The organism is Cupriavidus sp. L7L (genome assembly GCF_004353535.1).
Classification (GTDB): domain Bacteria; phylum Pseudomonadota; class Gammaproteobacteria; order Burkholderiales; family Burkholderiaceae; genus Cupriavidus; species Cupriavidus oxalaticus_A.
In genome coordinates, this window is sequence record NZ_SMNY01000009.1 from 755,869 (window position 1) to 768,540 (window position 12,672).

The 12,672-nt window shown below is 67.0% G+C and carries 9 protein-coding genes and 1 riboswitch; of the genes, 1 reads left to right on the forward strand and 8 read right to left on the reverse strand.

Annotation, left to right across the window (positions count from 1 at the left end; translation table 11 throughout):
• Positions 1-804: 804 nt before the first annotated feature.
• From E1J61_RS11390 to xdhA, 7 genes are all read right to left on the reverse strand, one after another.
• Positions 805-1,380, reverse strand: coding sequence for a TMEM165/GDT1 family protein (locus E1J61_RS11390; RefSeq protein WP_133094130.1), 576 nt, complete (start codon positions 1,378-1,380; stop codon positions 805-807).
• 64 nt (positions 1,381-1,444) lie between these two features.
• Positions 1,445-1,644: riboswitch (yybP-ykoY riboswitch) on the reverse strand.
• 49 nt (positions 1,645-1,693) lie between these two features.
• Positions 1,694-2,854, reverse strand: coding sequence for a fatty acid desaturase (locus E1J61_RS11395; RefSeq protein ID WP_240804976.1), 1,161 nt, complete (start codon positions 2,852-2,854; stop codon positions 1,694-1,696).
• A 235-nt stretch (positions 2,855-3,089) separates the two neighbouring features.
• Positions 3,090-4,409, reverse strand: a complete 1,320-nt coding sequence (gene guaD / locus E1J61_RS11400; RefSeq protein WP_133094131.1) for a guanine deaminase — start codon at positions 4,407-4,409, stop codon at positions 3,090-3,092.
• Positions 4,410-4,484: 75 nt separating this feature from the next.
• Positions 4,485-5,540: an adenosine deaminase gene (locus E1J61_RS11405; RefSeq protein WP_133094132.1), complete on the reverse strand. Its 1,056-nt coding sequence runs from the start codon at positions 5,538-5,540 to the stop codon at positions 4,485-4,487.
• 51 nt (positions 5,541-5,591) lie between these two features.
• Positions 5,592-6,581, reverse strand: a complete 990-nt coding sequence (xdhC, locus tag E1J61_RS11410) for a xanthine dehydrogenase accessory protein XdhC (protein WP_133094133.1) — start codon at positions 6,579-6,581, stop codon at positions 5,592-5,594.
• Positions 6,582-6,736: 155 nt separating this feature from the next.
• A complete protein-coding gene (gene xdhB, locus E1J61_RS11415) occupies positions 6,737-9,091 on the reverse strand; it encodes a xanthine dehydrogenase molybdopterin binding subunit (protein WP_133094134.1) in 2,355 nt (784 codons plus the stop codon).
• 19 nt (positions 9,092-9,110) lie between these two features.
• Positions 9,111-10,613 (reverse strand): xanthine dehydrogenase small subunit, encoded by a 1,503-nt coding sequence (gene xdhA, locus E1J61_RS11420; protein ID WP_133094135.1) that lies wholly within the window; start codon positions 10,611-10,613, stop codon positions 9,111-9,113.
• A gap of 220 nt (positions 10,614-10,833) precedes the next feature.
• Between xdhA and E1J61_RS11425 the strand changes: the two genes are divergently transcribed.
• Positions 10,834-11,781 carry a LysR substrate-binding domain-containing protein gene (locus E1J61_RS11425; protein ID WP_063241445.1) on the forward strand — a complete coding sequence of 316 codons (948 nt, stop codon included), beginning with the start codon at positions 10,834-10,836 and terminating at the stop codon, positions 11,779-11,781.
• Between the two features lie 20 nt (positions 11,782-11,801).
• Here the strand turns inward: E1J61_RS11425 and E1J61_RS11430 are convergent, their stop codons facing one another.
• Entirely contained in the window at positions 11,802-12,647 is an 846-nt protein-coding gene (locus E1J61_RS11430) for a substrate-binding domain-containing protein (RefSeq protein WP_133094136.1), read from the reverse strand.
• Positions 12,648-12,672 lie beyond the last annotated feature (25 nt).

A 12,672-nucleotide genomic window follows, 5' to 3' on the forward strand; every position in this document is an offset into this window, starting at 1 on the left:
CGGCTGTTTAGGCGTCCGCTGTCGTTGCTTATGACATGCTGTCGGCCGTTGAACCGCCTGGTTCCGCCCTGCTGGGCGGGTCACTTTTTGGCCGAGCGCCAAAAAGTAACCAAAAAGCGCGTCGCCTGCGGCTGGCTGAGCCAATTTGGCGCTTCTGGTTATATGGGCGATTTTGGTCTCAGTGAGGCGTGGTCGCAATTCCAGCCTGCTACGCCAGGTGAGTGAGTGTGGGTGCCTGACGAATCCCCACTTTTGAACCATCCCCAGGACGGGTGTAGGCCGCCTGCTCCCTGCGGTATCGCATCATCGCCTACGGCTGCGCTGCGCGCGGCTCAGTCTCGCGGGTGAGGTGTCCTGGCCCGAACCCGCGTCGCTTCGCTCGCTGGGCGGCGAGGGCAATGGCCAGGGCGAGATCGGCGCTCAGCCACCTTAGGGCCCGCGCGTAGCGCAGCCGAAGGCGTCCCACCGATACGGCATGCAGCAGGCGGCCTACGCCCTGCATGGGGATCGTTCAATAGTCGATTAACGCCAGGCACTATCCCTAACTCACCTGGCGTTAGCAGGCTCGAACGGCCACCCAAGCCAAAACGGAAATCACCGCCGGCCGAACCACCCACGCCGCCAACTTGATAGCCAGCCGCTCAGGCGACGCGTTTTTTGGTTACTTTTTGGCGCTCGGCCAAAAAGTGACCCGCCCAGGAGGGCGGAACCAGGCGATTCAACGGCCGACAGCATGTCATAAGCAACGACAGCGGACGCCTAAACAGCCGACAGCATGTCACCAACAGCGACCCACCCCCGAAATCAACCTCCAATATTCATCAGCGCCAGCACGCCCAGCACCACGAAGATCGCGGCCGCAATCTTATGCACCAGCCCAATCGGCATCTTGTTGGCAAACTTGTCCCCCAGCAGAACAGCAGGCGCATTGGCGATCATCATGCCGAAGGTCGTGCCGGCGACCACGGCCACCACCGCATCGCTGAAGCGCGCCGCCAGGGCAACGGTGGCGATCTGCGTCTTGTCACCCATCTCGGCGAAGAAGAACGCAACGATGGTGGTAGCCAGGATGCCAAGCGCGCCCTTCACCGGCTTGGCCTGCTCGGCATCGTCGAGCTTGTCGGGAATCAGCATCCATGCGCCCATCGCGATAAAGCCCAGGCCCAGGATCCAGCGCAGCAGGTTTTCTCCGACCACATGCGTGATCCATCCGCCAAGCGCGCCGGCAAAGCCGTGGTTGACGAGCGTGGCAATCAGGATACCAAGGATGATGGGAAGGGGCTTGCGATAGCGCGCGGCCAGGACCAGCGACAGCAGTTGCGTCTTGTCGCCCATTTCAGCAAGGGCGACGATGCCTGTGGAGACGAGGAAGGCTTCCATGTTGTTATGTGGGATAACCGGGCCGCAATGCATCGCGAGATGCCAATGACGCACACCTTTCCCGGCCCGGCCAGAAAGGTATGGTCATCGGTCTCGCCAGGCGTGGACGCTGCCTGGGCCAGTCTGGCCAGGCGGGGTCCGGAGCTGCGCACGCCATAACCGCAAGCGGTCAAGTCTGTTGACGTACGCCCCTGTCCCCCGGAATCCGCATTGCGCGGCGCGGTGAGAGCAGGGCGGCTACTCCCCAATGGAAGCGGCAATTATAACCGCGGCGGCGGTGGATCGTCCACCGCCGCCGCGGTCGGTATGGCGATCAGGCCGGCACCGGCGCGTTCTCGCTGGTCTGGCGGCCGCGGAAATCGGTCCAGCACAGCGCCTTGAAGTCATACAGCTTGCAGCGGCGCGCCGTGTCGAAATACCAGCGCCAGGAGAAGTTCTCGATGATGATGCGGCCCGGCAGCGCGTGCTCCAGCAGCGCCTGCGCGCGCTTGAGGCGATATAGCGGCACGCTCATGTCGACGTGGTGCGCGGTGTGCTCCATGATGTGATGCAGCGCGGAGCCGATGCCATGGCGGAAGCGCAGGTGCACGGTGGTCGAGACAAACGGCTGCGCTTTGGCCCACATGGCCTTGGTGTCGTACCAGGCCACGCTGGCATGGGTGTGGTGCACGTACAGCACGAAGCCCACGGTCACGTTCCACACCAGGAAAGGCAGCACGAAACCGGCGCCGACCAGCATCCAGGCCGACTGGCCCGTGGCAAAGGCCAGTGCCACCAGCGCGCCGATCCAGGCCACGCCGAAGGCCGCCACCAGCAGGCAATCGCGCACGAAGACCGGGCGGCGGGTGGCCATCTGGCGCTTGCTGGGGAAGAACAGCTTGCTCCACCAGATCTCGACCAGGTAGTACAGGCCCGGGCCGAAGCCGGTGCGGTAGATGCGCTCCAGCGCGCGCCGCCAGCGCGGCAGCGCGTTGAATTCTTCCAGCGAGTAGGGCGCCCAGACGAAGTCGAAGCCTTTCAGGTTGGTATAGCCGTGGTGGACCACGTTATGGCCGACTTCCCACAGGCTGTACGGCGTCAGCGACGGCAGGAAAGTCAGCCGGCCCAGCCATTTGTTCAGGCCGCGGCGTGGCGTCAGGCTCTGGTGGCAGGCATCGTGGCCGATGATGAACAGGCGCGCGATCACCAGCCCGGCCAGCACGCCCAGCGCCAGCTTGGCGGCCCAGTGCGAGGCCAGCACCACGCCGGCCAGCACGGCGGCGAACAGCAGGTAGTCGAAGGCGAACAGTGCCAGCGCGCGCGGCGTGCTGCGCCCGCCCAGCGGGATCAGCCAGCCGCGGATGACCTTGCGCGACGGGAATGGCGCGTCCGGGGCGATCGGCTCGGGCAGCGGCAGCCGGCCGGGCTTGGCGGACTGCCGGGCATGCGGGGCATGCTCGGGATGCGCTGAGGGCGTGGATGGGATTGCGGTCATGCGGAACCTTCTGGTTTTGCGGTCGGATGGCGTTGGCCAACGCAGCCAATGCTGCCAATGAGGCCGGCGCATGCCGGCCATGGCGAAACCGCAAGGTTAGAAGGCTTTGCCGGTGGGGATCTTGACGGGCGTCAATCCGGAAGGACGCGCTAAGCGGTAAAAGCGCGCCCGCCGCGAAGGGCGGGCGCCGTGGTGCCGGAATTGGGTACCGGACAGGAGTGCCGGATGTGACGGATCAGGCGGCGGCGCGCACCGGCTCGCCCATGATGTAGACGCTGTCGATCACGCGGTCGTCGCCCAGCATGGCAAAGGCGAACAATTCTTCTTCCAGCGTCTCCGAACGGTTGCTGCGGCGGGCGATCAGCGGCGTGGCCTTGGGATCGAGCACGACGAAGTCGGCCTCGCAGCCCTCGCCGAAGCTGCCGACGCGGCCGGTCCAGCCCAGCGCCTCGGCGGCGGCGCGCGTGGCCAGGTAGAACATGCGCAGCGCGGTCAGGTAGTAGCCGCCCATGCGCGCGACCTTGTGCGCGGCGTTCATGGTGCGGAACATCGAGAACGAGGTGCCGCCGCCGACGTCGGTGGCCAGCGTCACGTTCAGGCGGTTGGCGTCGGACTGGTGGAAGTCATAGAAACCGCTGCCCAGGAACAGGTTGGAGGTGGGGCAGTGCGCCACCGCGGCGCCGCTGTCGGCCAGCCGGCGGCGGTCGTCCTGGTCCAGGTAGATGGCGTGGCCGTACATCGCGCCGGGGCGCAGCAGGCCGTAGCGGTCGTAGACGTCCAGGTAGCTGCGCGCGTCCGGGAACAGCTCGGCTACCCATTTGACCTCGTCGCGGTTCTCGGCCACGTGGGTCTGGATAAAGGCGTCGGGGTAGGCGCGCGCCAGTTCGCCGCAGGCGGCCAGCTGTGCTTCGGTCGAGGTCGGCGCGAAGCGCGGCGTGATCGCGTACGACAGGCGGCACTTGTTATGCCAGCGCGACAGCAGGTCGGCCGAATCCTGCGCGCCAGTCTCGGCGGTATCGCGCAGGAATTCGGGGCAGTTGCGGTCCATCATCACCTTGCCGGTGACCAGGCGCAGGTTGCGCGCCTCGCCTTCGGCGAAGAGCGCGTCGGCCGAGGCCTTGTGCACCGTGCTCCAGACCACCGCGCTGGTGGTGCCGTTGCGCAGCAGTTCTTCGGTGAAGAAACCGGCCACGCCGCGGGCGTAGTCGGGATCGGCGAAGCGGCGCTCTTCGGGGAAGGTGTAGGTGTCGAGCCAGTGCAGCAGGCCCGGCGACGGCGACGCGATCATGTCGGTCTGCGGGTAGTGCACGTGGGTGTCGATAAAGCCCGGCACGATCAGCTTGCCACGGTGGTCGACGATCTCGGCGCCGGCCGGGATGCGGTCTGCCAGCTTTGCATACTCGCCGGCGGCGGCAATGCGGCCGTCGGTGACGATCAGCACCCCGTCGTCCCAATACTGGTACGCATCCTCATGGAACTGCGGGTCGCGCAGGAAATGCAGCACGCGGCCGCGGATGGCACGGGTGGTGGACTCGGTCGTGGGGGTGGTCGTCATCGTTTGTCTCTTGTGGCCGGCCCGCGCGTGCCGACGTTACGTCACGCGGCGGGCCGGTCTATTGGCATGCGCCGGTCAGGCCGCAGGGGCCGTCGCGGGCGGGGACTTGGGCCTGGCCGACCAGAAGTGGTCGACTTCGGCCAGGAACTCGGCCTTCTGCACCTCGGGCAGGAAGGCCGCTTCAAAGCTGTTGCGTGCCAGCTTGTGCGCGTCGGCGGCATCCAGCGGCAGCGCGTCGAAGGTGGCTTCCCAGTTGGCGTTCATGTAGCCGCCAAAGTAGGCCGGATCGTCCGAATGGAGCGTGATGGCCACGCCCGCATCCAGCATGCGCTTGAGCGGATGGTCGCTCAGGTCGGGGTAGACCTTGAGTTTGACGTTGGACAGCGGGCATACCGTCAGCGCGACGCGCTCGCGCGCCAGGCGCTGGATCAGCGCGGCATCGTCGATGGCATGCACGCCGTGGTCGATGCGCTCGACCTTGAGGATGTCGAGCGCATCGCAGACGTATTGCGCCGGGCCTTCCTCGCCGGCGTGCGCGACCCTGTGCAGGCCCAGCTCTTTCGCTCGGGCGAACACGCGTTCGAACTTTTCCGGTGGGTTGCCTTTCTCGGAGGAATCCAGCCCCACGCCGACGAAGCGGTCCCGGTAGGGCAGCGCGGCTTCCAGCGTGGCAAAGGCGTCTTCCTCCGACAGGTGGCGCAGGAAGCACAGGATCAGGCTGCTGGAGAAGTCATATTCCGTACGCGCCTGGGCCAGGGCGTCGGCAATGCCGTCGATCACCACGCCGATCGGCACCCCGCGCGCGGTATGGGTCTGGGGGTCGAAGAAGATCTCGGCGTGGCGGACGTTGTCGGCGACGGCGCGCTTGACGTACTCCATGGTCATGTCGAAGAAATCTTCCTCGGTCAGCAGGACGCTGGCGCCGGCGTAGTAGATGTCGAGGAACGACTGCAGGTCGGTAAAGGCGTAGGCGGCGCGCAGCGCCTCCACGCTGGGGTAGGGCAGCGCCACCTGGTTGCGCTGGGCCAGCCGGAAGATCAGTTCCGGCTCGAGCGTGCCTTCGATATGCACATGCAGTTCGGCCTTGGGGGTACGGCGGATTTTGTCCGCCAGTGCGGCATCGATGGTCATGGGGGCCTCGTGTTCTCTATGCCCGCCGGCCAGGGCCGGCGGCACGGGTTCTCAGGGATGCACCGCCTCCGCCAGGCCCGCACGCAGCGCGGCTAAGCGCTGTTCGCGAACCTGGAGCAGCTGGGCGACGATGGCTACCGCAATCATAGCCGGAGCTTTGTCGGTAATCCCGGGAACCCCCATGGGGCATGTCATTTCCGCGAACCTGGCCGGGTCGATGCCGTGCTCGGCCATGCGGTGTTCAAAGCGTGCGCGCTTGGTCTTGGAACCGATCAGGCCGAAGTAGGCGAAATCGGTGCGCTTCAGGATTTCTTCGCACAGGGTCTGGTCGAGCGCGTGGCTGTGCGTCATCACCAGGAAATAGCTGCCCGCCGGCGCCTGCGTCACCACGGCCTCGGGTGTGTCGCTGGCCTCGGCCTCGACGTTGTCGGGCAGGCCGCCGGGGAACAGCGTGTCGCGCTCGTCCACCCAGTGCACGCGGCACGGCAGCGTCGCCAGCACCTTGACCAGCGCGTGGCCGACGTGGCCGGCGCCGAACAGCACCACGTGCATGGCGTCGGGCACCACCGTGTCGGTCCAGCTGCCGTCCGGCCGCAGGTCGACGGCGGGGAGGACGGCGCGGCTGTCGGCAAAGGTCACCGCGCCGCTGGCCGGCACGTGGCGCTGCAGCGCGCGGTGCGCGGCGAAATTGCGTTCGACCGCATCGAGCCATGCCAGGTCGGCCTCGCCCAGCACCTCGAACGCCAGTTGCACCACGCCGCCGCAGCACTGGCCCAGCGCCGGGCCCAGCGGGATGCGCTCGATGCGGCGCTGCTCGTGCCGCACCAGCATTTCGCGCGCGATATCCATGCCGCGCCATTCCAGGTGGCCGCCGCCGATGGTCCCGACCAGGTCGTTCGGGCTGACCAGCATGCGGATGCCGGGCTCGCGCGGGGCCGAGCCCTTGACCTCGACGATGGTCACCATCGCCACCGGCACGCCGGTGCGCACCATGCGTGCGGCGTCGGCGAAGCGGAAGGGTTTGAGCGGTGCGTCCTGCATGTGGGGGCCTTATCGGAAAACTGGGTCTTGCCTGGGGCAGGGTGGGCGCGCGCCTGCTTCGTCCGCCGGCCCCGTGCCTGTCACGGCAGGCACGGGGGGAAAGTCCGGGGCACCCGCGGGCGCGCGCTTCCTTGCGATCGCTTCGTTGCCTGCGCTCAGGCCGCTTGCGCTGCCGCTTCGCGTACCGCTTCCACGGCGTCGAGGATCGCCTCGCTGGTGGCGGGCGCCTTCAGCGGCGGGTTGATGCGGTAGTCGCCCACCGCCGCAATCGCGTCGCGGATCGCGAAGAACACCGAGAACGGCAGCAGCAGCGGCGGCTCGCCCACCGCCTTGGAGCGGTGGATGCTGTCCTCGACGTTCTGGTTCTGGAACAGGCGCACGTTGAATTCCTCGGGGCAGTCGTTGACCGTCGGGATCTTGTACGTGGACGGGGCGTGCGTCATCAGCTTGCCGTCCTTGTTCCACCACAGTTCCTCGGTGGTCAGCCAGCCCATGCCCTGGATGAACGCGCCCTCGACCTGGCCGATATCCAGCGCCGGGTTCAGCGAGCGGCCGGCGTCGTGCAGCGCGTCGGCACGCAGCAGCTTCCATTCGCCGGTCAGCGTATCGACCAGTACCTCGGAGCAGGCGGCGCCGTAGGCGTAGTAGTAGAACGGGCGGCCCTGCAGCTTGCTCTGGTCCCAGTGCAGCTTGGGCGTGGTGTAGAAGCCGTCGGACCACAGCTGCACGCGCGCCAGATAGGCCTCGCGCGCCAGTTCGCCGAAGGACACGCGCAGCTCGCCGGCGCTGACCAGGTCATCGTTGAAGCGCACGTCGGACGGCTCGACGCCGGCCTTGCGTGCTGCAAACGCGGCCAGGCGCTCGCGGATCTGGCTGGCGGCATCCTGTGCGGCCTTGCCGTTCAGGTCGGCGCCGGTCGATGCCGCGGTAGCCGAGGTGTTGGCCACCTTGCTGGTATCGGTCGCGGTCACGCGCACGCGTTCCATGCGGATGCCCAGCTCGTGCGCCACCACCATCGCCACCTTGGTGTTCAGGCCCTGGCCCATTTCGGTGCCGCCATGGTTCACCAGCACCGAGCCGTCGTTGTAGACGTGCACCAGCGCGCCGGCCTGGTTGAAGTGGGCCACGTTGAACGAGATGCCGAACTTCACCGGGGTGATGGCGATGCCCTTCTTCAGGATCGGGCTCTGCGCGTTGAAGGCGCGGGTGGCCTCGCGGCGTGCGCGGTATGCGCTGGTCGCGACCAGTTCGTCGATCAGCTCGTGGATGACGTTGTCTTCCACGGTCTGGCCGTACGGCGTGACGTTGTTCCCGGTCTTGCCGTAGAAGTTGGCGCGGCGCACTTCGAGCGAATCCTTGCCGACGTTGCGGGCCACATTGTCCAGGATGTACTCGATCGCAAACGCGCCCTGCGGGCCGCCGAAGCCGCGGAAGGCGGTATTGCTCTGCGTATTGGTCTTGCCGCAGTAGCCGTCGATCTGCACGTTCGGCAGCCAGTAGGCGTTGTCGAAGTGGCAGATGGCGCGGGTCATCACCGGGCCCGACAGGTCGGCCGAGAAACCGGCGCGCGACACCATCTGGACCTTGACGCCCTCGATATGCCCTTCGTCATCGTGGCCCACTTCGTAGTCGAACACGAAGTCATGGCGCTTGCCGGTGATCATCATGTCGTCGTCGCGGTCCGGACGCAGCTTGACCGGGCACATCAGCTTCCACGCGGCCAGCGCGGCGCAGCAGGCGAACAGCGCCGACTGCGATTCCTTGCCGCCGAAGCCGCCGCCCATGCGGCGGCACTCGACCAGCACCTGGTGCGCCTGCCAGCCCAGCATATGGCACACGGCGTGCTGCATCTCGGTCGGGTGCTGGGTCGAGCACCACACCTGCATGCCGTCGTTCTCGCGCGGCGCGGCGTAGGAAATCTGGCCTTCCAGGTAGAACTGTTCCTGCCCGCCGAGGTGGATCTTGCCACCGTCCTTGTGGGCAGCGCCGGCGATATGGCTGACCGCCTCGCCGCGCTTCAGGTGCATCGGCGGCAGCACATAGCTGCCGGCTTCGTGCGCGGCTTCCGGCGACAGCACCGGCGGCAGGTCTTCATACTCGATCACGCCCAGGCGGGCGGCGCGGCGGGCGGCGTCGTGCGAGGTCGCCACCACGACAAAGACCGGCTGGCCGATGAACTGCACCACGTCGCGCGCCAGGATCGGGTCGTCGTGGATGATCGGGCCGCAGTCGTTGGTGCCGGGGATGTCGTCCACCGTCAGCACGGACACCACGCCGGGCGCGGCGCGCACCTTGTCGAGCGAGATCGACTTGATGCGGGCGTGCGCGCGGCTGCTCATGCCGAGCGCGGCGTGCAGCGTGCCGGCCAGCTCGGGGATATCGTCCGTATAGGTGGCGGTGCCGGCCACGTGCAGGTGGGCGGATTCATGCGGACGCGAGATGCCGACCTGCGGCACTGCCTCGGCGGCAATGCCGGCGTCGAGCAGGAAGGGTTCGGTTTGCTTGTTCATGCCGATTTTCCTTTTTCTCTCAGGCCGTGACGATTGCGATGGTGCCGGCGCCGGGCGCACGGACATTGACGGCTGCCGCGGGCAGCGCTTCGCTGGTGGTTTCCAGCCAGAAGCGGTACAGCAGGTTGGCGGCGCCGCGGCTGCGGTACGACGCGGTCGCGCGCATGTCGGTCAGCGGGGTGTAGTCCTGCGACAGCGCGGCCATGCCGGCGCGGGCGGTGGCTTCGTTCCACGGCCGGCCGATCAGGGCCGCTTCCGTGGCGGCCGCGCGCTTGGGCGTGGCCGCCATGCCGCCGAAGGCGATGCGCGCCTCGCGGACGATGCCGTCCTGCACGGTGATGCCGAATGCGGCACACACGGCCGAGATATCCTCGTCAAAACGTTTGGACAGCTTGTAGGTGCGGAAGTGCTGCGGCCCCGCCACCGGCACGCGCAGCGCGGCGACGAATTCGCCAGGCTGCATGGCGGTCTTCTGGTAGGCCAGGTACAGGTCTTCGAGCGGCAGCGTGCGGCGGGTTTCGCCAAGCTGCAGCACCACTTCCGTACCCAGCGCAATCAGCGCCGGCATCGAATCGCCGATGGGCGAGCCGTTGGCGATATTGCCGCCCAGCGTGCCGGCATTGCGGATCGGCAACGAGGCAAAGCGCTTCCACATTTCTTCCAGCTCGGGGTGGGCCGCGTTCAGTGCGGCATAGGCTTTCTCGAGCGTCACGGCGGCGCCGATCTCGATCATGCCGTCGCGTTCCCCGATCTGGTTCAGGTCCTCCACCTGGCCCACGTAGAGCAGGTTGCCCAGCTCGCGGAACTGCTTGGTCACCCACAGGCCGACGTCGGTGCTGCCCGCCAGGATGCGGATATCGGGCTGCGCCGCCTTGATCGCGCCGAACTCGGCCGCGGTGCGCGGGGCGAAGAAGTCCTGGCCCTGCGCGCGATAACGGAAGGTCTTCCCGCGCTTGAGGTTGCGCAGCGTGTCGGCGATCTGCTTCGGGTCCAGCTTGCCGTCGGTCGGGGCGGGCAGCGCCATCATGCGCTCGCCGGCGTCGATGATCGGACGGTAGCCGGTGCAGCGGCACAGGTTGCCGGTCAGCGCGTCGCAGATGGTCTGGCGCGAGGGCGCCTCGCCACCGGGGGTGTGCTGCTGGTACAGCGCCCACAGCGACATCACGAAGCCGGGGGTGCAGAAGCCGCACTGCGAGCCGTGGCACTCGACCATGGCTTCCTGCACCGGGTGCAGGGTGCCGTCGGCCTGGCGCAGGTCCTCGACCGTGATCAGGGCCTTGCCGTCGAGCGTGGGCAGGAACTGGATGCAGGCATTGACCGCCTTGAATTCGACGTCGCCGCCGTCCTGCAGTTCGCCAATGACGACGGTGCAGGCGCCGCAATCGCCTTCGGCGCAGCCTTCCTTGGTGCCGGTGCAGCGGGCGTCTTCACGCAGGTACTGCAGCACGGTGCGGGTAATGGGGGCGTCGGATACTTCCTTGACCTGGCCGCGGTGGAAAAAGCGGATGGTTTGCGTCTCCATGGTCTTCTCTCTCTTGGGGATGGCGGAAACATAGCATCGCTACGTTTCATGCAATATTCGACCCAGGTGATATGCGCCATCAGCGGGCACGCCGGTCGGTGCCCGGCCGCACTGAGCGGTATGCGGATTTGACCGATTGTGGGGTGCTTGTCATACACTATGCGCCGTTCCCATCCCCCACGCCACCCATCCGGCCCCCGCCGGAGGGCTGCCCATCGCCATGCACGGACGCGACCATCTCGATACATATTTGCTGCGGGTGCTCCACACCCTGCTGACCGAGCAGAGCGTGACCCGCACCGCCGTGCGCCTGGGCCAGTCGCAACCTGCCATCAGCAACACGCTGAAGCGCCTGCGCGAGATCACCGGCGACGCCATCCTGGTGCGGGGCAAGAACGGCATGGTGCCGACCGAGCGCGGCCGCGAACTGCTGGCGCTGGCCGAGCAGAGCCTCGCGGCGATGGACCGCATTGCCCGCCCGCCGCAGCAGTTCGACCCGGCCACCACTACGCGCACCTTCCACCTGGGGGCGCCGGACTACCTCGACGCCTTCTTCCTGCCCAATATCGTCGAACGCGTGCGCCGGCTGGCGCCGGGCGCCAAGCTGTTCGTGCATCCGATGACGTCGTCGTCGGACTTCCTCGACGACCTGGAACAGGGGCAGCTGGATATCGTGGTCGGCAACTGGCTGTCGCCGCCGGAACACCTGCATATCTCGCCACTGTTCGACGATGAGGTGGTGTGCATGCTGGGCGCGCAGCACCCGCTGGCGCGCAAGGGACTGACGCTCAAGCACTACCTGGAGATGCCGCACCTGGCCCCGGCGCCATATGCGTCGATGCAGCGCAGCATGATCGACCAGGCGCTCGCGGAGCAGGGCTACAAGCGCAATATCCAGGTGACGCTGCCGTACTTCGGGCTGGTGCCGTATGTGCTGATGAAGACTGACATGGTCTTCACCACCGGCCGCCAGTTCGCGGCGCACTATGCGCAATATCTGCCGATCCGCATGGTGCCGTCGCCGGTGTCGTTCCCGCGCATGCGCTTCTACCAGCTGTGGCACGAGCGCTGCCACGCGGCGCCGGACATCATGTGGATCCGGCGCATGATCGCGGAGGTGGCGGCGGACCTGCCGCAATTGCCGCGGCTGGAGGCGGAGGCGGGTTGATCCCCCTGCCCCCGGGCGATTTATTTCTGCGCGGTCTGCGCCTTGTAGTTCGGGAAGAACAGCTGTTCCCCTTCCACCTTGTAACTGGCGATCGCGTCCTGCCCTTCCTTCGACGTGATCCACTCCATCAGCTTCATCGCATCCCCATAGTTGGTGCCCGGGTGCCTGGCCGGATTGACCGCGATGATCCCGTACGGGTTGAACATCTTCGGGTCGCCCTCGATGGCGATGGCCAGGCCGGTCTTGGCGCGGTAGGCGCCGTAGGTGGCGCGGTCTGACAGCGTGTAGCCCGGCATCTGCGCGGCCATGGTCAGTACCTCGCCCATGCCCAGGCCGGCACTGACGTACCACGGCTTGCCCTTGGGCTCGATGCCGATTTCTTTCCAGTACTCCTTCTCCATCACGTCGGTGCCGGAGTTGTCGCCGCGCGAGATGAACTTGCTGCCGCTGCCCGCCAGCTTGCGGAAGCCGGCGCGCACGTCCTTGCCGCCCTTCAGGCCGGCCGGGTCGTTGGCCGGGCCGACCACGATGAAGTCGTTGTACATCACGTCGCGCCGGTTGACGCCGTAGCCGGCGGCGACGAAGGCGTCTTCCATCTTGCGGGCGTGGACCAGCAGCACGTCGACGTCGCCCATCTCGCCCATTTTCATCGCCTTGCCTGAGCCGACGGCGATCACCTTGACGCTGACGCCGGACTTCTGCTCGAAGCGGGGCAGCAGGTACTTCAACAAGCCGGAGTTGTCGGTGCTGGTGGTGGTGGCGAGCTTCAGTTCGCCGGCGTGCGCGGCCGACATCAGGACCACGCAGGCGGCGGCGGTGGCGCGGCGCAGGTGGCGGAACGGGCTGGAGGTGTGGCGCGGCTGCATGGGGAACCCATTGAGTTATGTTTTG